20 protein-coding genes are annotated in these 19613 nt (G+C 68.0%); 15 read left to right on the forward strand and 5 right to left on the reverse strand.

The window, feature by feature from the left end:
• Positions 1-102: 102 nt before the first annotated feature.
• A complete protein-coding gene (locus tag ACFVVI_RS18015) occupies positions 103-1566 on the forward strand; it encodes a CCA tRNA nucleotidyltransferase (RefSeq protein ID WP_387446033.1) in 1464 nt (487 codons plus the stop codon).
• Here the strand turns inward: ACFVVI_RS18015 and ACFVVI_RS18020 are convergent, their stop codons facing one another.
• A complete protein-coding gene (locus ACFVVI_RS18020) occupies positions 1567-2382 on the reverse strand; it encodes a hypothetical protein (protein ID WP_387446034.1) in 816 nt (271 codons plus the stop codon).
• Between the two features lie 138 nt (positions 2383-2520).
• On the opposite strand from ACFVVI_RS18020, the gene ACFVVI_RS18025 reads away from it, so the two are divergent.
• The 7 genes from ACFVVI_RS18025 (at position 2521) to ACFVVI_RS18055 (ending at position 8323) form a co-directional block, all read left to right on the forward strand.
• Entirely contained in the window at positions 2521-2919 is a 399-nt protein-coding gene (locus tag ACFVVI_RS18025; protein WP_387446035.1) for a molybdopterin-binding protein, read from the forward strand.
• Entirely contained in the window at positions 2916-3659 is a 744-nt protein-coding gene (modA, locus tag ACFVVI_RS18030; protein WP_387446036.1) for a molybdate ABC transporter substrate-binding protein, read from the forward strand. Before ACFVVI_RS18025 ends, modA begins: the two co-directional genes overlap by 4 nt.
• Positions 3660-3780: 121 nt before the next feature.
• Positions 3781-4611, forward strand: coding sequence for an ABC transporter permease (locus tag ACFVVI_RS18035; RefSeq protein WP_378989363.1), 831 nt, complete (start codon positions 3781-3783; stop codon positions 4609-4611).
• Position 4612: 1 nt separating this feature from the next.
• Positions 4613-5857: a sulfate/molybdate ABC transporter ATP-binding protein gene (locus ACFVVI_RS18040; RefSeq protein ID WP_387446037.1), complete on the forward strand. Its 1245-nt coding sequence runs from the start codon at positions 4613-4615 to the stop codon at positions 5855-5857.
• 99 nt (positions 5858-5956) lie between these two features.
• Positions 5957-6706 (forward strand): LamB/YcsF family protein, encoded by a 750-nt coding sequence (locus ACFVVI_RS18045; protein ID WP_378989361.1) that lies wholly within the window; start codon positions 5957-5959, stop codon positions 6704-6706.
• Between the two features lie 15 nt (positions 6707-6721).
• Positions 6722-7396, forward strand: coding sequence for an allophanate hydrolase subunit 1 (locus ACFVVI_RS18050; RefSeq protein ID WP_378989360.1), 675 nt, complete (start codon positions 6722-6724; stop codon positions 7394-7396).
• A 69-nt stretch (positions 7397-7465) separates the two neighbouring features.
• Positions 7466-8323 (forward strand): biotin-dependent carboxyltransferase family protein, encoded by an 858-nt coding sequence (locus ACFVVI_RS18055; protein ID WP_378989359.1) that lies wholly within the window; start codon positions 7466-7468, stop codon positions 8321-8323.
• A gap of 1 nt (position 8324) precedes the next feature.
• On the opposite strand, the gene ACFVVI_RS18060 is transcribed toward ACFVVI_RS18055, so the two are convergent.
• Positions 8325-9848 carry a DUF4185 domain-containing protein gene (locus ACFVVI_RS18060; RefSeq protein ID WP_387446038.1) on the reverse strand — a complete coding sequence of 508 codons (1524 nt, stop codon included), beginning with the start codon at positions 9846-9848 and terminating at the stop codon, positions 8325-8327.
• Between the two features lie 92 nt (positions 9849-9940).
• Here ACFVVI_RS18060 and ACFVVI_RS18065 point away from each other — a divergent pair, with 92 nt between their 5' ends.
• The gene (locus ACFVVI_RS18065; RefSeq protein WP_387446039.1) at positions 9941-10177 is read left to right on the forward strand and encodes a hypothetical protein; all 237 of its coding nucleotides are present in this window, start codon (positions 9941-9943) and stop codon (positions 10175-10177) included.
• On the opposite strand, the gene ACFVVI_RS18070 is transcribed toward ACFVVI_RS18065, so the two are convergent.
• On the reverse strand, positions 10146-11459 hold the full coding sequence (locus tag ACFVVI_RS18070; protein WP_387446040.1) for an MFS transporter: 1314 nt from the start codon (positions 11457-11459) through the stop codon (positions 10146-10148). The two genes, ACFVVI_RS18065 and ACFVVI_RS18070, sit on opposite strands and share 32 nt — an antisense overlap.
• 142 nt (positions 11460-11601) lie before the next feature.
• On the opposite strand from ACFVVI_RS18070, the gene ACFVVI_RS18075 reads away from it, so the two are divergent.
• Positions 11602-12321: a pirin family protein gene (locus ACFVVI_RS18075; RefSeq protein ID WP_378989548.1), complete on the forward strand. Its 720-nt coding sequence runs from the start codon at positions 11602-11604 to the stop codon at positions 12319-12321.
• A 1-nt stretch (position 12322) separates the two neighbouring features.
• On the opposite strand, the gene ACFVVI_RS18080 is transcribed toward ACFVVI_RS18075, so the two are convergent.
• Complete coding sequence (locus ACFVVI_RS18080) at positions 12323-12853, reverse strand: hypothetical protein (RefSeq protein WP_378989354.1); 531 nt, start codon at positions 12851-12853, stop codon at positions 12323-12325.
• Positions 12854-13074: 221 nt separating this feature from the next.
• Between ACFVVI_RS18080 and ACFVVI_RS18085 the strand changes: the two genes are divergently transcribed.
• From ACFVVI_RS18085 to ACFVVI_RS18105, 5 genes are all read left to right on the forward strand, one after another.
• Positions 13075-13929 (forward strand): helix-turn-helix domain-containing protein, encoded by an 855-nt coding sequence (locus ACFVVI_RS18085; RefSeq protein WP_378989353.1) that lies wholly within the window; start codon positions 13075-13077, stop codon positions 13927-13929.
• Positions 13930-13939: 10 nt separating this feature from the next.
• Complete coding sequence (locus ACFVVI_RS18090; RefSeq protein WP_387446041.1) at positions 13940-14305, forward strand: DUF397 domain-containing protein; 366 nt, start codon at positions 13940-13942, stop codon at positions 14303-14305.
• A 42-nt stretch (positions 14306-14347) separates the two neighbouring features.
• On the forward strand, positions 14348-16363 hold the full coding sequence (locus ACFVVI_RS18095; protein ID WP_387446042.1) for a M13 family metallopeptidase: 2016 nt from the start codon (positions 14348-14350) through the stop codon (positions 16361-16363).
• Between the two features lie 64 nt (positions 16364-16427).
• The gene (locus tag ACFVVI_RS18100) at positions 16428-17183 is read left to right on the forward strand and encodes an MBL fold metallo-hydrolase (protein WP_387446043.1); all 756 of its coding nucleotides are present in this window, start codon (positions 16428-16430) and stop codon (positions 17181-17183) included.
• 94 nt (positions 17184-17277) lie between these two features.
• Complete coding sequence (locus ACFVVI_RS18105; RefSeq protein ID WP_387446044.1) at positions 17278-18459, forward strand: Fic family protein; 1182 nt, start codon at positions 17278-17280, stop codon at positions 18457-18459.
• Positions 18460-18507: 48 nt separating this feature from the next.
• Here ACFVVI_RS18105 and ACFVVI_RS18110 read toward each other — a convergent pair whose 3' ends face one another.
• Entirely contained in the window at positions 18508-19584 is a 1077-nt protein-coding gene (locus ACFVVI_RS18110; RefSeq protein WP_387446045.1) for an ABC transporter ATP-binding protein, read from the reverse strand.
• Positions 19585-19613 lie beyond the last annotated feature (29 nt).

A 19613-nucleotide genomic window follows, 5' to 3' on the forward strand; every position in this document is an offset into this window, starting at 1 on the left:
TGCGGTGCCGCGGGGTTTGCGCCCCCTGGTGTCCCGCAGTTGGGGGCGCTCAGAGGCGGCAGGGGCGCAATCGATTGGACCGGGTCGGTAAAGTCGACGTTCGTGGTTTCCCCCGATGTTGTCCCTGATGCTGTGGCGGATCGTCGTGCTCGCCTGCTGGCGGGGGCGGCGGTGACTTTGGGGCAGCTCAATGATGTTTTGACGCCGTTGGGGGCGATGTTCGCCGAGAAGGGGCACAGTCTTTATCTGGTCGGTGGCAGCGTGCGTGACGCGGTGCTCGGCCGGCTCGGCAACGACCTGGATTTCACCACCGACGCGCGGCCGGAGGTCGTGCAGGAGCTGATGCGTGGGTGGGCCGACCACCTGTGGGATACCGGCGGCTTGGCCTTCGGTACGGTCAGCGCGGCCAAGAAAGATCAGCAGCTCGAGATCACCACCTTCCGCGCCGATACCTACGACCGGGTCTCGCGTAATCCCGAGGTCACCTTCGGCGACTCACTCGAGGGTGACCTGGTGCGCCGCGATTTCACGGTGAACGCGATGGCGGTCAAGATCGCCGCCGACGGGTCGCTGGAATTCGTCGACCCGCTCAACGGGATCGAAGCGCTGCTCGAAGGCGTGCTGGATACTCCTGCGGCGCCACAGGATTCGTTCGACGACGATCCGCTGCGGATGCTGCGGGCCGCGCGCTTCGTCGCCCAGCTGGGTTTCGAGGTCGCGCCGCGGGTGCGTGCGGCGATCATCGAGATGGCCGATCAGATCGACCGGATCACCGCCGAGCGGGTGCGCGCCGAACTCGACAAACTGATCGGCGCCGACCACCCGATCGACGGCATCAACCTCATGTGCGACACCGGACTGGCGCAGCGCGTGCTGCCCGAGGTGCCCGCGATGAAGCTCGAGATCGACGAGCACCACCAGCACAAGGACGTGTACCAGCATTCGCTGACCGTGCTGCAGCAGGCGATCGACCAGGAGGAAGGCGACGCCGACCTGGTATTGCGCTGGGCGGCACTGCTGCACGACATCGGCAAGCCCGACACCAAACGCAACGAGCCCGCGGGCGGCGTGAGCTTCCACCACCACGAGGTGGTCGGCGCGAAGATGGTGCGCAAGCGGATGCGAGCGCTGAAGTACCCGAAGGCGTTCACCGAAGAGGTTGCGCGCCTGGTGTTCCTGCACCTGCGTTTCCACGGTTACGGCAAGGGACAGTGGACCGATTCGGCGGTGCGCCGATACGTCACCGACGCCGACGACCTGCTCGAACGCCTGCACAAGCTCGTGCGCGCCGACTGCACCACCCGCAACAAGCGCCGCGCCGCGGCCCTGCGCTCGACCTACGACGAGCTGGAGGAGCGGATCGCGGCGCTGCGTGAGCAGGAGGACCTGGCCCGGGTGCGCCCGGATCTGGACGGCAACGCGATCATGGAACTGCTCGGCCTGCCGCCGGGGCCGCAGGTCGGTAAGGCATGGAAGTACCTGAAGGATCTGCGACTCGACCGCGGCCCGATGACGCGCGACGAGGCCGAAGCCGCCCTGCGGGAATGGTGGGCCACGCAGAACTGATCAGAAGACGATCAGCGTTGTTCCCGCGATGATGGCGTCGCGGATCTGGGTCAGGTCGAACGAGCCGGTGGTCTCGGGCAGTTCGAGCCGGAATTTCACCACGTCACCGCGCCGGTGCGCGTAGGAGATGCTGGCCCGGTTGGGCAGGTCGTCGAGCAGTAGCGCGGGCGCGGGCACCACGCGCTTGGGGAGCCGGATGCCGTACCAACTGGCCTTGCGGATGTCGAGGGTGAGCAGGTTGTCGTAGACCTGCCCGTCGACGACCGCCCGCATCTTGCGCGTGCGATGCGTCGCGACGATCTGTCCGCGCTGGTCGAGGCGCACCCGCCAATCCAGGTTCTGGGCGTCCACCCAGTCCGCCAGCGCGCCGATGCCGATGGCGCCCTCGATGTCGAGTTGCTGGACCCGGACCTTGGTCGGCACACCGGGAATCAGCCGCACACCGTGCGCGACCACGGTGACCGTGTCGAACGGATGTGAGTCCCAGACCAGGTTCGACAGCACGGTCTTGCTCTGGAAGTGAGCGCTGCGTCTGCGCAGCTTGAACGTGTCGAGGGTGGCGGTGAGGTCGTGCCCGAGCAGCGTGGCACTGATCTCCTGGCCGCCGAAACGGCTGAGGATGCCCTCGCTGAGCACGGTCATCAGCACATCGGGCATGAGCGCGGTGACGGTGCCGGAACCGAGGTCGGCAAAGGGGTCGGCCCAGGACGTGGTGAAGCCGAGCCACTGGTCGATCCATGACGGGTCGAGCAGACGTTTGCCCATATCGACAGCGCCTGCCAGTGACCAGGACTTCGGATCGAAATACGTGGCCATGATGGCTCCGAGCGTACTTGGCCGCGTCGCCGGTGGCCATGAAGTGTGACCCGTTTATGGGATATCACCACCGGTTGCTTCCGAAGGTGCGGAGTTGTTTTCTTGTTACATCCGAATATGCGGACATATTCTGATCGGGTGGCGAAACTGCGAATCAAGGAAGCGGCCGATCTGCTCGGTGTCAGCGACGACACGGTGCGTCGCTGGATCGACACGGGCGCCCTCTCGGCGACCAAGGACGCCGCGGGCCGCCTGGTGCTGGACGGCCGGGAGCTGGCCGAACACGCCGTCGACCAGGCACGCACGCCACACACCCAGGTGGGTAGTGCCAGTTCGGCACGCAATCGGTTTCCGGGTCTGGTCACTCGCGTGGTGACCGACACGGTGATGGCACAGGTGGAGATGCAATGCGGTCCTTTCACGGTGGTTTCGCTGATGAGCAGCGAATCGGTGCGCGAGCTGGGGCTCGAGCCGGGCAGCGTCGCGCTGGCGAGCGTCAAGGCCACGACAGTGGTGGTCGAGAAGGCCGCCGAATGATCGGCCGGGTCGCGCTCGGTGCCGCGCTGGTGCTGGTCACCGTGAGTGGTTGCGGGAGTGGCGATACCGAGCAATCCACGCTCACCGTGTTCGCCGCGGCGTCACTGAAGAGCGTGTTCACCGGTTTGGAGAAGGACTTCGAGACCGCCAATCCCGGTGTGGATGTGCAGTTCTCGTTCGCCGGTTCGTCGGACCTGGCCGCCCAGCTCCAAGCGGGCGCTCCCGCTGATGTTTTCGCCTCGGCCGACCAGCCGACCATGGACAAGGCGGTCCAGAGCGGCCGAATCACCGCGGCCCCGGCCACTTTCGCTACCAACGTCCTCACCTTGGTCACCGCACCGGGAAATCCCAAGGGCATCAACGGAATCAACGACCTCGCCGACGCCACCCTGGTGGTCTGTGCTCCCCAGGTTCCGTGCGGCCGGGCGACGAAGAAGGTCGCCGACGCCGCGGGCGCCACGCTGCGTCCGGTGAGTGAGGAGTCCTCCGTGGCCGATGTTCTCACCAAGGTGACCTCCGGCCAGGCCGACGCCGGCTTCGTCTACGTCACCGATGCGTCCGCCGCGGGCGCGAAGGTGGGCGTCGTGGCGGTGCCCGAGGCGTCGGCGGCCGTGAACACGTATCCGATTGCCGTGGTGGCGGATTCGAAGCAAGCCGCGAACGCGCAGAAATTCTCCGAACTGGTCACCGGCCCCACCGGTCGGGCAGCCTTGGCCGCGGCGGGGTTCGGCGCGCCGTGATCGGTGTCGGCATCGGCGGCGCAGGCGGACCCGGCATCGCCGCGTGTTGCGCGGGCCGTGCCCGGGCCTGCTGGTTGGCTGGTGTCGTGAAGATTCCGGATCGGCCGGGGGTCGGTGTCGCGTGAGCACCGGGTTGCCTCGGTGGTTGCCGGTGCCCGCCGTCATCGGGTTCGCGCTGGTGGTGCTCCCGCTGGCCGCGTTGGCCTGGGGAGTGGAGTGGGGTCGGTTCGTCGAGCTCGTGAGTACCGAAGCATCAAGGGACGCACTGTGGTTGAGCCTGCGCACCGCGACCGCGAGCACCGTGCTGTGCCTGGTGTTCGGGGTGCCGATGGCGGCGGTGCTGGCCCGGGCACGGTGGCCGGGGATGCCGGTGTTGCGCGCTCTGGTGTTGTTGCCCTTGGTATTACCGCCGGTGGTCGGCGGTATCGCGCTGCTCTACACCTTCGGCCGACGGGGGCTGCTCGGCGAACACCTGGAAGCCGCGGGGATTCAGATCGCGTTCAGCACGACCGCGGTCGTGCTGGCGCAAACCTTTGTGGCACTGCCCTTTCTGGTGCTCACTCTCGAAGGGGCGTTGCGGACGGCGGGTAGCCGCTACGAGCAGATCGCCGCGACGCTGGGTGCGGGCCCGAATACGGTCTGGTGGCGGATCACCCTGCCCCTGCTTCGACCCGCGCTGATCTCCGGCGCGGTCCTCGCCTTCGCCCGCGCACTCGGCGAATTCGGCGCCACCCTCACCTTCGCGGGCAGTCTCCAAGGCCGCACCCGCACCCTCCCGCTGGAGATCTACCTCCAGCGGGAAGCCGATCCCGACGCGGCCGTCGCCCTGTCGGTGGTGCTGATCGTCGTCGCCGTCCTGATCGTCCTGCTCGCCTACCGCCGCACCAGCCCGATCCCCGGCACCCAGCTGCGCAGCGGCGCCGGTGCTCCGCGAGAGCGATCGGCGGCGTGAAGTGACCGAGGAATCCGCGCTCTCGCCCGCTGCGGCGTCGAACCATCCGACCGGTCTGTCGGTATCGGCGCGGATCGCCGCCCGCGATCTCGACGTGCGGATCGACGTCGCCCCGGGCGAGGTGCTTGCCGTGCTCGGCCCCAACGGTGCCGGCAAATCCAGTCTGCTCCAGGTGATCGCCGGGCTGGTCGTCCCAGACGACGGCCACGTACTACTCGGCGATCGCAGCCTCACCGACACCGCCGAAGGCATCGCGCTACCGCCACATCGACGCGCCGTCTCCCTCCTCGCCCAGGATCCGCTCCTGTTCCCCCACCTCAGCGTGCGCGACAACGTCGCGTTCGGCCCGCGCAGCCGCGGCGCGAGCACCCGCACCGCCCGGAAAATCGCGGAAGACTGGCTGACCGCGGTCGACGCGACCGCTTTCGCCGACCGCCACCCCGGTGCCCTCTCCGGCGGCCAGGCCCAGCGCGTCGCCCTGGCCCGCGCCCTCGCTGTCGACCCCGACCTGCTGCTCCTCGACGAACCCATGTCGGCGCTCGACGTCGACGTAGCCCCGGCCATGCGCACCCTGCTGCGTCGTGTCCTGCGCGACGAACCCGGCCGCGCCCACCCCCGATGCGCCGTCCTGGTCACCCACGACATCATCGACGCCATCACCCTCGCTGACCGCCTCGTCGTTCTGGAGGCGGGCCGCGTCGTCGAGTCCGGCCCGGTCGCGGAGGTGATGTCGCACCCGCGCAACCCCTTCGCCGCCCGCGTCGCCGGCCTCAACCTCCTGCGCGGCACCGGGGTCGAGTCGGCGCTGCTGCCCGCGTCGGCGGCTCAATCCTGGGATCAGCCGAGTTCAGCGGATCAGCCAGGTGCCGATGAACCGGCGATGCCGCGTACGCCCCTCGACGAGCAGGCCCCGGCCTTCGGGACTGTGCTGGTCGAAGACCTCGGCGTCGACGGCCGCGTTGTCGGGGATTTCGTACCCGGTGCCCGCGCGGCCGCGGTGTTCTCCCCGGCCGCGGTGTCGGTCTTCCGCACCCGGCCCGGCGGCAGCCCACGCAACGTCTTCACCGTCGACATCGCGGAGATCACCGACCGGGGCGGCATCGTCCGAGTCCGCGGTGACGCACCGCGGGCTCCCGGCCTGTGCGCCGATCTGACCCCGGCGGCCGTCGCCCAACTCCAGCTCACCATCGGTGCGCGGGTGTACTTCGCGGTGAAGGCCACCGAGGTCCGCGTGTACGCCTGCTGAACCACGCCCCGGGTGATAACGGTATGAATCTGTGCGTTCATGCTCGAAATACCGGGGTACATTCCCGGCGAGTGACCCGCGAAGACCGGAGGGCATCACATGCCGCTGGACCTGAACAGTGATCTGGGCGAGGGCTTCGGCCCGTGGCGGATGGGCGACGACGCCGCCATGCTCGACATCGTGACCAGCGCGAACATCGCGTGTGGTTTCCATGCAGGCGACCCGGCCACCATGCGCCGCACCTGCGAACTCGCCGTGGCCAAGGGTGTGCGGATCGGCGCGCACGTCGGCTATCGCGATCTGGTCGGTTTCGGCCGCCGCGATATCGCCATCGCCCCGGCCGATCTGCGCGACGAGGTGCTCTATCAGATCGGCGCGCTCGCGGCCTTCGCGCGGGCGGCGGGCGACCGGGTCCGCTATGTGAAACCGCACGGCGCGCTCTACCACGCGGCCGCCCGCGATCGCCTGCTCGCCGAAGCCCTTGTCGCCGCGGTGGCCGAAGCCGAACCCGGTCTCGCGCTGCTCGGACCGGCGGGTACCGAACTGGAACGGGCCGCTCAGCGGGTGCGTTTCGTCGGTGAGGGATTCGCCGACCGGGCTTACACTGCAACGGGTTCGCTGGCCCCGCGCGGAGTTGCCGGGGCGGTGCTGTCGGCCGACGACGCCGTGGCCCAGGCGACAACTCTTGCGCTGTCGGGGACCGCGCGTACCGTAGACGGTCCCGGTACGGTCGCCGTGTCCGTGGCCAGCGTGTGCGTCCACGGCGACTCTCCGGCGGCCGTCGAGATGGCCCGCCGGATCCGGGGGGCGCTCGACGAAGCCGGGATACCGGTGGAGCCGTTCAGCTGAGGGGTGGGAGGCACGATGGACATCGATTGGAACGCGCGGATCCGGCCCGCGGGTGACCGCGCCGTGCTCATCACCCTCGACGACCCGCGCCCGGTACAGCGGTTGGCCTCCGCGCTGCGCGTGCACGCGATAGCCGGTGTCGAGGATGTGCTGCCCGCGGCGGAAACCGTGCTGGTCACCATGCATTCGGTGAGTTATGGCGTGCAGGTCCGCCGTGAACTCGTCGCGCTGCTCGACCGGCTGGATCACGAGCCACCGCAAGCGGATTCGCCGGATGTTTCCCGTGGAACAGTGCCGGATACCGAGGCGGTCGTGGAGATCCCGGTGCACTACGACGGCGCGGACCTGCCCGAGGTGGCCCGGTTGCTCGACCTGTCGATCCCGGAGGTGATCGCGGCGCACACCGGCACTGTCTGGCGGTGCGCGTTCGTCGGTTTCGCGCCCGGTTTCGGCTACCTCACCTCGCCCGACGGCAGGCTCACGGTGCCACGCCGCACCCATGCCCGCACGGCCATCCCGGCGGGCGCGGTGGCGCTGGCCGGCGGATATTCGGCGGTCTACCCGCGCGGCACGCCGGGCGGTTGGCAGTTGATCGGCACCACCGATCTGCGAATGTGGGCGGTGGACCGCGATCCACCCGCGCTGGTGCGGGCGGGTTCGGCGATCAGGTTCGTCGCTTCCGAGGAATAGCTGCTTCGGCGGAAAATCAAGGGCTGCTCAACGGTGCGCCGCCTCGACAGCGAATCGGGGAGAGATCGAATGCTGATCTTCATCGAACGGGTGGGGCCGCTCGCGACAGTGCAGGACCTGGGCAGACAGGGCTGGTTCGATTCCGGCGTCGGCCAGGCGGGTGCGGCCGACCGCGGGTCGCTGCGGCTGGCGAACCGGCTGGTCGGCAATCCGGAGAACTTCGCCGCCATCGAAGCACTGCTCGGCGGCCTCGCCCTGCGAGCCGACGGTCACCTCACCGTCGCGGTCACCGGCGCGCCCGCCCCCGCCACCGTCGACGGCACCCCGGTCGGGCATGCGAGTGTGCTCGAACTCGACGAGGGCCAGGTGCTGCGACTCGGCCTCGCGAACACCGGTCTGCGCAGCTACGTGGCGGTGCGCGGCGGTATCGATGTGGCCAAGGTGCTGGGTTCGCGTAGCCGCGACACCTTGTCCGGTATCGGTCCCGACCCGCTGGTGGTCGGCACGCAGTTGCCGGTCGGTCCCCCGCCGCGCACCCTGCCGACCGTGGAATTCGCGCCGGTTCCGTTGCCGCCGAAAGTGCTCACGGTCCGAGCGTGTCCGGGCCCGCGCGCGGACTGGTTCACCGATCCCGATCAGCTGTTCCGCGGTTCCTGGATCGTTTCCACCGACACCGACCGGGTCGGCGCCCGGCTGGATCGCGCCGACGGACCCCCGCTGGTGCGGTCGATCGGCCGCGAATTGCCCTCCGAGGGTGTAGCGCTGGGCTCGGTGCAGGTGCCACCGAGCGGTCAGCCCGTCGTCTTCCTGGCCGATCACCCGATCACCGGCGGTTATCCGGTGATCGCCGTCGTCCTCGATGCCGATGTCGACCGTGTCGCGCAGGCTCGCCCCGGCGACCGGCTGCTGTTCGTAGCGGCGTCCTGACTCAGCGCGGCGGATTCAATCGCGCGTGCATGAGGTACACGTTGTAGCTGTCCCACGCCGACATCGTGAAGTAGAGGTCCTGCGCGGTCGACCAGGGATGGATGAACCCGCCGTACGCCTTCGGATACATCTCGGTGGACACCAGCGGCACGGTCGAGGTCCAGGCGCCCTGTGGCTGGCCCGCGGTCCGCAACACGATCTGGCTCGCGGCCGAATCGAGATAGACCATCTGCCACTGCCGGCTTTCCTCGTCGAACCGCACCGACAGCTCGCTGGCCATCCCGTTCACGAGCGGTGTCGCCGAGTTCTGCGCCGCGGGCGCCCAATTGCCGTCCACCCAGTACTGATAGGCGGTCTTGTTGAGCACGTCGGCCTTGCGCACCCTGGCCAGGCCGATCATCCCGATCCGGCCGTTGGGCGTGCCGAACATGTAGACGTAATCCCCGTGCGGCACCATCGCCGCCACCTGGAACTGCCCGAGACCGAACATGTTCTCCCAGCGGGCATACTGATCTTTGGTCCAGGTCGAGCCGCCGTCGTCGGAGTAGGCGAGTCCGCCGTAGTTCGTCATCCACATGCCGGGGATCTTCGACCAGTGGTTCACCGACATGTAGCTCATGAACTGCCGTTTGCCGAGCGCGAACCCCGAGGTCGGGATCGTGGTGGTCTCCCAGTTCTTGATCTTGCGGCTGCCGAGGAGTTCGGCGGCGTGACAGGGGCTGTCCTGCACCATCGAGTCGATGGTGATGCCATCGTTCAGATCCTTGTCGGTGCTGTAGGCCAGCACATTCGATCGCCAGTCGGCGCCGTCGGAGCCCGCGCCGCCGTAGGCCCAGCCCTCGCCGAAGGTGTCGCCGAACACCATGGCCACCTTGCCCGGTTCGGTTTCCCAGAACAGCCCGAGGTCGGTGCCGTCGACCTGCCAGCGCATATCGGTCCGGTTGGTCGAGCCGTGTCCGGTGACCTGGTCCACGAGGCGGACGGATTCCACCTTCGCGGGCGCGACCGGCGCCGCGAGCGGGCCACGTTCGATCGGCCGGATCACCGGTTCCGGCGCTTCCTGGGCCGGTTCGCTCTCGCCGCCGGGCACCGGGATCGGAATCGGCTCGATCTCCGGGTTGATCCTGATCCGCGGCAACGCGATCGCCGATCCGGTCGAGGTGGACTCGTCCGAACTTTCGGGTTCGGGTTCCGGCGTGTCACGGACCTCCGGGCACGGATTGCGGCACGGATCCGTGGGCAGCGGAACCTGTGCGACGCGCGTGTTGTCGTGCGGCGGGTCGGGAATCGGTACCGGCGTCAGCTGCGGCACCCAGACGGGGATGTCGATGCTCGGCGGCAGGACCGGCGCCGGCGGTGCGGCCGGGTCGGGCAGCCGGTTGACCGGGTCGAATCCTGTTTCTCCGCAGAGATTCACCGGCGGGGGCACCCACGGCAGTGGGCCCGCCTGCGCGGGGACGGCGAGGATGGCGGACAGCACCACACCCACGGCGGCAGTTCCGTGCGATACCGGTCTTGCGCGCATCTGGCTCCCTCGAATCGGTGTCGGCGAGGAACACCTGTGATCTTGTGAGAACTTACCGGAACCGATCGCTGTTGCCGTGCGTCCAAACACATGTGAACGAAATCGAGTACGTCTTCGGAACCGGCGACGCGGTCGTGCACCACTGGTCGAGCCACGACGAACTGGCCGACACGAGCGTCGTCGACGCCCTCTGGATCGATTACGACACCGGGATCGACCACGACACGCTCCTGCCCGATATCCCGCTGGCCACCGCCGATCACCGCACGGTGCTGGCCCAGGAAACCGCGGGCACCCTCAGCAGGCCACCCTGGCTCGACGGGAATTGAGCGCGATGGCCGCGATGCCGAGGGCGTACACCCCGGCGCCGGCCAGCACCACCCCGATCGAACGTCCGTCGGCCGGGATCACCAGCGCGGTCACCGCGATCGCCAAGACGAAGCAGACGTTGAAAACCGTGTCCTGCAGGGCGAATACCTGCCCGCGCTGGTCGTCGTCGATGTCGATCTGCATGCTCGCGTCGCCGGTGAGCTTGATCGTCTGCCCGGCGAGGCCGAGCCCGAACGCGCCTGCCAGCAGCAGCCGGTGCGCGTTGTCGACCGCGGGCCCGGTGGCCAGCGCGATGGGCGTCACGAGCGTGAGTTGCACGATCACCGCCGTCGAGAGCCCCACCAGTACCGTGCGCGGCCTGCCGAGGCGCGGAATCAGGATCGGCGCGCCGATCGCGGCCAGCAGCATGCCCGCCGCCGCGAAGCCGATCGCGACCCCGAAGCCGACCAGCCCGCCGCTCATCTCGGTGCCGTCGGTGGGCTGACGCAGCACCAGCACCATGATCAGCGTGTTCATCCCGAAGACGACGCGATGCGCGCCGATCCCGATCATCGCCGTGGTCACCTGGGCCGAATGCCACACGGCCCGCGCGCCGGTGCGCAGACCGGTCGCGATGGCGTGCACGGTGCTCTCGGTCCCCGCCGAGCCGCGGTCGGGACCGAGCACATGCGGGCGGAACCCCAAGGCCAGCACCGCGCCGACCAGCGAGCCGATCCCGCTCAACGCGACCGCGACCGCCGAGGCCGCGTCACCCGCGCCGATCAGCGCGATCACCGCCACCGACGCCGCGGCGCCGATCCCGGCACATACCGAGGCCACCGTCGCCAGCACCGAATTCATCGGCACCAGCCAGCGCTGTTCGAGCACGCGCGGCAGCGCCGCCGACACACCGGCCAGCACGAACCTGCTGATCCCCACCGTCGCCAGCGCCAGCACCAGCAGTGGCGTCTCCCCCACGCCCACGAACAGCCCGATCGCGGCCACGCCGATCAGTACCGCCCGCGCCACACTCGCCACCAGCAGCACATTGCGCCGATCCCATCGATCCAGCAGCGCGCCCGCATACGGCCCGAGCACCGAATAGGGCAGCAGCAGCACCGCGAAACCGGCGGCGATGGCCAGCGGATCGGTCTCGCGTTCCGGGTTGAACAGGATCGCGCCCGACAGGGCCGCCTGGAACATCCCGTCACCGAACTGCGCGGCCAGCCGCAACAGGGCCAGACGTGGCACCCGCGGGTTCCGGCGGACCACCTCGCGGGTGTCGCGAAGCAGATGTCTCATCGAGATCGGCTGCTCATCCGCCGTATTCGAGCCGTCAGGGGGATGAGTCGACACGTCATGACCATAGTGGTGCCAGAATTGAAGGGTGACGCCCACATCGACGACACCGCCGCGGATCGAACTACACCGCGGTGGCGACCGGATGAAGACGCGGATCCCGTGGCTCGACTCCAAGCATTCGTTCTCCTTCGGCGAGCACTACGACCCCGACAACACCCATCACGGGCTGCTGCTGGTGAACAACGAGGACGTGGTGCTGCCCGGCGAGGGCTTCGACACCCATCCGCATCGGGACATGGAAATCGTCACCTGGGTGCTCGGCGGCAGCCTCGTGCATCAGGATTCGCTCGGCCACAACGGCGTCATCTATCCGGGTCTGGCCCAGCGGATGAGCGCGGGCACCGGCATCCAGCACTCGGAGAAGAACGATTCGTGGCGCCTCGACGGCAAGACCCACGACGAGCCGGTGCACTTCGTGCAGATGTGGGTGGTTCCGGATGAGCCGGGCGTCGACCCCGGCTACCAGCAGCTCGAGATCGACGACGAACTCGCGCGCGGCGATCTGGTGACGGTCGCGTCGGGCCTACCCCGCTATCGCGACCGCACGGCCATCGCGATCAATTCCTCACATGCCGCCATGCACGTTGCCAGGATGACGGCCGACAGTCCCGGCGTCACCCTCCCCGATGCTCCCTACCTGCATGTCTTCGTCGCACGCGGTGAGGTCGACGTCGAGGGCCTCGGCACCCTGTCCCAGGGCGACGCGATTCGGCTGACCCGCTCCGGTGGTCAGTTGATCCGTCCGCACGGCGACGCCGAGGTGCTCGTCTGGGAGATGCACGCGCGCCTCGGCGGCGGGTAGCTCAGGCTGAACCCGGCTGCCGGGTCAAGGTCGCCGACTTGGCATTTGTCCTGGTAGCGGCGACGATCTGCGCGAATTCGGGTCGGAAGTCGCCGTCTGGCGCCTGCATCCAGGTGCGATATCCGCTGCGCTCGTCGGCCGGCGAGGGCAGCACCACCTCGCTACCGGGCAGGGCGACCGAGGCGCAGACCCGGAACAGCTCGGCGAACAGCACGGTGTCGAGGTAGGAGTTGTCTACCGGGCCGGTGAGGAAGGTCCAGCGACCGGAGCGTGGGTGGGCGATGATCGGCCCGCAGCGCAGGCCCCGCGTGACGAGCAGCCCGCGGACCCGTTCGCCCAGCGTCGACGGCATCACCACCGCGCCGACCGAGCCGATCTCGAGCACGATCCGCCCCAGCGCCGCGTCGACGACGCCGTAGAGGCCATGGTGCTTGCGGTATTGGCGACAGCGCGCCAAAGCGTCCTGGGTGGCCGAGTATTCCTCGGCCGCCGTATACCCGCCCTTGTCCTCATCGGTGTGCAACGTGCTCATCACGACCTCGTCTCTGTCGACGGTGGTTCGATGTAGCTGTGAGTTCGCTCGATCGGGGCGAAACTCGGTGGGTGGTGGAGCATCACGACCGGGTGGCGCGGGAAACTTTTTCATAACGGCAGGACGTGAGAGAAAAAGACCGTTCCGGACAGCCTATAGCCGCACAACCATGCTGACAATAGTCAGTAGCTGGCGTGTCGATCGGCGTACGATATTCGCCCATGGCTCCCGTTTCGCCGACCGTCGCGCGCTGGGAACTCGTCCTGCGGCTGCGCGAACTCCGCGAGCAGCGCGGATTCGATTCGGCCGGGTTCGCCCGTCGTGTCGGGTTCACGCCCGCGAACTGGTCGCATGTCGAGAAGGGCAGGCGGGTGCTCACCCGCACCACCATCGAGCCGGTCCTCGATGTTCTCGATGTGACACCCGACGAACGCCGCGAACTGCTCGCCCTGCTCGAGGCGAGTAAACAGCGTGGCTGGTGGACGACGGCCTCCTCGGCGCTGATCGGTCCCGAGTTGCAGCGGCTGTACGGGATGGAGGCGGGCGCGCAGAGTATCCGCAGCTACGACAGCATGATCGTGCCCGGTCTGCTGCAGACCGAGGCGTACGCGCGGGCGCTGATCAGTGCCGATGTGATGATCCGCCCGGTTCAGGTTGACCAATTAGTCTCGATACGACTACGCCGCCAGCAGCGGCTGCGCGGGCCCGATCCGCTGGAACTCACCGCGGTGCTCGGTGAGGCGACCTTGCGTCAGCAGACCGGCGGTGGCGAGGTGCTGCGCGGGCAGTTGCGGCACCTGGTCGCGCTGGTGCGCGAACTCGACACCGTCGACGTGCGCGTCATCCCGTTCAGCGCGCCCGAGGGGGCCGTGCTCGGCGGTTCCAGCTTCCATCTGCTCGACTTCGCAAGCGATCAGCTACCTACCTTCGCCTGGGCTGAGAGCGCGGTGTTCGGCGGCCATGTCGACGATGCCGAACAGGTCCGCGATCTCGGCTTCGCCTACGTGCGCGCCCGCGAGCAATCCCTTTCCCGCACCGAATCTCTCGCCCTGATCAGGGAGTATGCAAGCGTGTAAGATTCTGGTTATGTCCACCACCGCTCGCCGCCGCCCGGCCGAACACGGCTGGTTCACCTCGTCACGCTCGAATAACGGCAACCAGTGTGTCGAGGTTCGTTTCGACGGAGACGCTGTCCAGATACGAGACAGCAAATTTCGCCGCAATCCGATGAACGCCGGCTTGGTCGAGCCCGTCATCACCGTCGACGCCCCCCTGTGGACAGCCTTCCTCCACTGCCTGCTCACCGCCCGCCCCCACTCGGAACTGGTAGCCCACACCTCCTCCGACGGCTCGACCACGCTCCGCCACGAAGCCGTCCTGCTGCACTTCACCCCCGAAGAGTGGAATGCCTTCACCGCCGGCGTCCGAGACGACGAGTTCGCCTGCGCGTAAGACCACATCGCCGGCCATCGGTATTTCGGCATACTGGGGGGCGTGACTTCTGATCTGAGCGCTCCCTCCGGTATTGATCTGTCCTTCCGCGATCAGGATGTGCGGGTGCAGGACGATCTGTTCGCGCATGTCAACGGGCAGTGGTTGGCCGGGTACGAGATCCCGGCCGACCGGGCCGTCGACGGTGCTTTTCGCACGCTCTACGACCAGGCCGAGCTAGATGTGCAGGCGATCATCACCGATAGCGCGGCTGGTGCCGCCGACGATGCCGATGCCCGCAAGATCGGGGATCTGTTCTCGAGCTTCATGGCCACCGATGTGGTCGCGGCGGCCGGGTTCACGCCTGTCGCCGAGGAGCTGCGCGCGATCGCCGAGGTCGGCGATCCGAGCGCGTTCGCCGCGCTGCTCGGGCGCTTGCAGCGCACGGGGATCCGTGGCGCGCTCGCCTACTACGTGGACACCGACGACAAGAACTCCACCCGCTACCTCGTGCACGCGACCCAGTCGGGCATCGGGCTGCCCGACGAGTCCTACTACCGCGCCGACGAGTTCGCGGACATCCGCGACGCGTACCTCGCGCACATCACCAAGACGTTCACCATCGCCGCCGCGGACGCGTCGCTGGCGGGCCTGCTCCCCGCCGACCCGGCCGACGCCGCCCGTCGCGTGTTCGAGCTGGAACGCACACTCGCCGCGGGTCATTGGGATGTCGTGCGGCGCCGCGACGCCGAGAAGAGCTACAACCTCACCACTTTCGCCGACCTGGTCGCCGAGAACCCGGAATTCGACTGGGCCGCTTGGGTAGACGGTGTCGCCACCGGACTCGACCGTGACGGCAAGGACCTGTTCGCCGAGCTCGTCGTGCGCCAGCCCGGCTACCTGCGCGCCTTCGCCACCGCCTGGGCCGAGGTGCCGCAGGCGGATTGGCAAGCGTGGGCGGCGTGGCAGGTGCTGCACGCGCGCTCGGGGTTCCTCACCGACGAGATCGTCGAGGAGTACTTCGACTTCTACGGACGCACCCTCACCGGCGCCGAGGAGAACCGCGAACGCTGGAAGCGCGGAGTGTCGCTGGTGCAGGAACTGCTCGGCGAAGCAGTCGGCAAATTGTATGTGGCCCGGCACTTCCCGCCGCAGGCCAAGGCCCGCATGGTGGAGCTGGTAGCCAATCTCCAGGAGGCCTACCGCCGCAATATCGCCGACCTCGAGTGGATGGGCCCCGACACCCGCGCGGCCGCACTGACCAAGCTGGAGAAGTTCACCCCCAAGATCGGCTACCCCGACACCTGGCGCGACTACTCCGCGGTCGAGATCGACGCGAGCGACCTCGTCGGCAACTACCGCCGTGGCCATGCCGCCGAGCACGACCGCGACCTGGGCAAACTGGGTGGCGAAGTCGATCGCGGCGAATGGTTCATGACCCCGCAGACCGTGAACGCCTACTACAACCCCGGCATGAACGAGATCGTGTTCCCCGCGGCGATCCTGCAGCCGCCGTTCTTCGACATGAACGCCGACGACGCCGCCAACTACGGCGGGATCGGCGCGGTGATCGGCCACGAGATCGGGCACGGCTTCGACGACCAGGGCGCGAAATACGACGGCGACGGCAACATGCAGGACTGGTGGACCGACGAGGATCGCGCCGAGTTCGGCAAGCGCACCAAGGCCCTGATCGACCAGTACAACGTGCTCTCCCCCGCCGACCTGGACGACGAGCACACCGTGAACGGCGAATTCACCATCGGTGAGAACATCGGCGACCTCGGCGGACTGTCCATCGCTCTTGCCGCCTACAAGATTTCGCTCGAAGGCCATCAGCCTCCGGTGATCGACGGCCTCACCGGTCTGCAGCGCGTCTTCTACGGCTGGGCGCAGGTCTGGCGCACCAAGGCCCGCACCGAGGAGGCCATCCGCCGCCTCGCCGTCGACCCGCACTCCCCGCCGGAGTTCCGCTGCAACGCGGTGATCCGCAATATCGACAGCTTCTATGACGCTTTCGGTGTGACTCCGGACGACAAGCTCTACTTGAAGCCGGAGGAACGTGTGACCATCTGGTGACGCGGTCTCGACCCTGCCGGTCGCCGGTAGGGTCGACACCACTCCATCGCAGAGGGGCAATCTCATGCGTCACCAGCAGGTAGCCGACAACGTCTTCACCATCGCGGGTACGGACGTGAACATGGTCCTACTCCGCGAGGGCCGTGACCTCACGCTGATCGACGCGGGGTGGTACGGCGACGCCGGCCTGATCGAGGCCAGTGTCGAGGCCCTCGGACATCGCGTCGAAGACATCGCCGCGGTTCTGCTGACCCATGCGCACCTGGATCACGTCGGCGCCCTCAACCACCTCCAAGCGAAGTACGGCATCCCCGCCTACACCAGCCGGCTCGAGGTGGCCCATGCCAAAGGTGAGGTCCATGAGTCCGCCACTCCGCTCGACGTCATCAAACGGCTCACCGACGTCTCCACCTGCGGCTGGGCGCTGCGGATCACTCGCGCGGGTGGCCTCCGCAAGAACCCGGTCCCCCATATCCAGCCCTTCCGCACTGCGGGCGAGCTGGATCTTCCCGGCCGCCCCACGCCGATCGCCACCCCGGGACACACCTCGGGTCATTCGGCCTTCCATCTCGCAGCGGCCGGTGCGGTAGTTACCGGCGACACCCTGGTTACCGCGCATCCCACCTCGAAATTCACAGGCCCCCAATTACTTCCCGACTTCTTCAACCACTCGACCCCGGAAACCCTCACCGCACTCGAGGCCCTCGAGCCGCTCGCCGCCGATCTGGTTCTCCCCGGCCACGGTGCCCCCTTCACCGAGGGCATCCGGCAAGCTGTCGACCGGGCGCGAACCCACGCGAGAACCGAACGGCGCGAATAACGAGTAGTCAGCTGATTGCTGTCGTCACTCTGGGCAAACGCGAGTAGTGACCATGTAAGTAGAGTTTGTGATAGCGAAAGTACAGTAAGAGCAGATGGATTGGCCGGCCCACCGCACGGAACAACATTCCTGGCAGGCGCGTGACGGACGAAGTCCGCGAGTCGGCCCCGTCCCCGAGCAGGCAGCGGTGTCGATCCCACCGCGCATCGCCGAACTCGACTTCGCCACCAGGCGAACAACATCGGCGAGCGAGGCCGCGGTGATCGCGGTGACACATCTCGAAGCCGGCCAGGGCCAGTATTCGGCACCGCTGCGCGAATTCCTGCTGCGCAGCGAGGCTGTCGCGTCGTCGCGGATCGAGCACATCGATGCGGGGTGGCGAGCATTCAGCAAATCCTTCGGCGGCGCGACGACCGGACCTGAGGCGGCGTCACAGGTCAGCGCGGTCCGGGCCCTCACCGGACTGGTCGACAGTGCGGCGACCGGCCGGATCACGGAGGCGAATCTGCTCAGCGCCCATCGCGTGCTGATCGCTCCGGAATGGGAGAAGGCGGGACGCTTCCGGACCGTCCAAACCTGGATCGGCGGAAGCGATTACACGCCGCTGCACGCCCTGTACGTACCGCCGCCACCGGAACTCGTGCCCGAATTGGTCGCCGACCTGCTGGCCTTCGTCGCGCGTGGTGATCTGCCGATCCTGGTCCAAGCCGCGATCGCGCACGCGCAGTTCGTGTCGATCCACCCGTTCGTCAGCGGCAACGGCCGGATCGGACGCGCCCTGGTGAGCGCCATTCTGCGCAGACGCGGGCTGACCGACAGAGTCACCGTTCCCCTGGCATCGGTCATGCTCGCCGACACCTCGCGCTATTTCGCCCAACTGGCCGCCTACCGCGCCGGCGCCGCCGACGAATTCGTCATCTATCTGGCGCTCGCCGCGGTGTACGCCAGCGAGGCGGCGATCGACTCGGCCCGCACGCTCGCCGCGCTCCCCCAGCGATGGCGAGACCGCGCCCGCCCTCGCGGCGGTTCCGCGGACGAAGCGCTCCTGGCGAACCTGGTCGGGCACCCGATTCTCACTGTCGCCGGCGCGAACGCCATCACGGCGACCACCGATTCGGCTACCTACCGTGCCCTCGAACGACTCGTCGACGCGGGGATCCTCGACGTCGTCTCCGACTCCAAACGAAACCGAATATGGGCCGCCACCGACATCCTCGCCGAACTCGACGCCCTCAACGCCGCGATCGGCCGACGCACCGCGGCGGGCCTGTCCTAGCGCAGGCCGCTCGGCCGCGTCGCGGTACCGCCTGACCGAATGCCCTGATCAGCGCAGACGCAGTTCGGTGCCGGCGTCGAAGAAGAAGACTTCCTCCGGCTTCGGCCGCAGGTGCAAGGTCTCGCCGAGCGTGGTCTGGAACCGGCGATCGACTCGGACCACGATCTTGCCCGAGCGGGTGGACCAGTCGGTGCCCGCGCCGTGGGTGTAGACGAAGGATTCGGCGCCGAGTTCCTCGAGTAGTTCGGCGACGACGGTGATCCCGGCGGGATCGGTGGTGACTTCCCAGGATTCGGGGCGGATGCCCAGAACGACGCGCGTACCGGAAACAGTGCGGGGCACCGGGATTCGCAGTCCGTCGAGCACCGCCTCGCCGTCGACGACGGGCGCTTCGAGCAGGTTCATGCCGGGCGAGCCGATGAACCCGGCGACGAAGGTGTTCAGCGGATTGTCGTACAGCTCACGCGGAGACGCGATCTGCTGCAACCTTCCGTCGCGCAGCACCGCGACACGGTGCCCCATCGTCATCGCCTCCACCTGGTCGTGGGTGACGTAGACAGTGGTCGTGCCGAGTCGCTGCTGCAACGCGGCGATCTGGGATCTGGTGCTCACCCGCAACTTCGCGTCCAGGTTGGACAGCGGCTCGTCCATGCAGAACACCTGGGGGCGGCGCACGATGGCCCGGCCCATGGCCACGCGCTGACGCTGACCGCCGGAGAGCTTGGCCGGTTTGCGGTCGAGCAGCGGCTCGAGTTCGAGCATCGCCGCGGCTTCCTTCACCCGAACCAAGGTGTCGGACTTCGACATTCCCACGTTGCGCAGCGCGAAGCCCATGTTCTCGGCGACGGTCATGTTCGGGTAGAGCGCGTAGCTCTGGAACACCATCGCCACGTCGCGGGCGCGCGGCGGCAGGTCGGTGACATCGCGCTCACCGATCCGAATCGTGCCCCCCTCGACGGATTCGAGTCCGGCCAGCATCCGCAGACTGGTCGACTTGCCGCAGCCGGATGGGCCGACCAGCACGAGGAATTCACCATCGGCGATGTCGATGTCGAGTGCGTCGACGGCGGGGGCGTCGGCGCCGGGATAGCGATGGGTCACACCGTCGAACTGCACTGTCGCCATGGCGAATTCTCCTAGCGGGGAAAGCGAAA

The sequence above is a fragment of the Nocardia sp. NPDC058114 genome (genome assembly GCF_042884695.1).
GTDB lineage: Bacteria > Actinomycetota > Actinomycetes > Mycobacteriales > Mycobacteriaceae > Nocardia.

Bases quoted from the DNA above. Each gene is read 5' to 3' on its own strand.
- ACFVVI_RS18105 (WP_387446044.1), top strand. From the start codon at position 17,278: ATGGATTGGCCGGCCCACCGCACGGAACAACATTCCTGGCAGGCGCGT.
- ACFVVI_RS18100 (WP_387446043.1), top strand. From the start codon at position 16,428: ATGCGTCACCAGCAGGTAGCCGACAACGTCTTCACCATCGCGGGTACG.
- ACFVVI_RS18080 (WP_378989354.1), bottom strand. From the start codon at position 12,853: ATGAGCACGTTGCACACCGATGAGGACAAGGGCGGGTATACGGCGGCC.
- ACFVVI_RS18110 (WP_387446045.1), bottom strand. From the start codon at position 19,584: ATGGCGACAGTGCAGTTCGACGGTGTGACCCATCGCTATCCCGGCGCC.
- ACFVVI_RS18060 (WP_387446038.1), bottom strand. From the start codon at position 9,848: ATGCGCGCAAGACCGGTATCGCACGGAACTGCCGCCGTGGGTGTGGTG.
- ACFVVI_RS18045 (WP_378989361.1), top strand. From the start codon at position 5,957: ATGCCGCTGGACCTGAACAGTGATCTGGGCGAGGGCTTCGGCCCGTGG.
- ACFVVI_RS18085 (WP_378989353.1), top strand. From the start codon at position 13,075: ATGGCTCCCGTTTCGCCGACCGTCGCGCGCTGGGAACTCGTCCTGCGG.
- ACFVVI_RS18075 (WP_378989548.1), top strand. From the start codon at position 11,602: ATGAAGACGCGGATCCCGTGGCTCGACTCCAAGCATTCGTTCTCCTTC.
- ACFVVI_RS18020 (WP_387446034.1), bottom strand. From the start codon at position 2,382: ATGGCCACGTATTTCGATCCGAAGTCCTGGTCACTGGCAGGCGCTGTC.
- modA (WP_387446036.1), top strand. From the start codon at position 2,916: ATGATCGGCCGGGTCGCGCTCGGTGCCGCGCTGGTGCTGGTCACCGTG.
- ACFVVI_RS18055 (WP_378989359.1), top strand. From the start codon at position 7,466: ATGCTGATCTTCATCGAACGGGTGGGGCCGCTCGCGACAGTGCAGGAC.
- ACFVVI_RS18090 (WP_387446041.1), top strand. From the start codon at position 13,940: ATGTCCACCACCGCTCGCCGCCGCCCGGCCGAACACGGCTGGTTCACC.
- ACFVVI_RS18070 (WP_387446040.1), bottom strand. From the start codon at position 11,459: ATGAGACATCTGCTTCGCGACACCCGCGAGGTGGTCCGCCGGAACCCG.
- ACFVVI_RS18050 (WP_378989360.1), top strand. From the start codon at position 6,722: ATGGACATCGATTGGAACGCGCGGATCCGGCCCGCGGGTGACCGCGCC.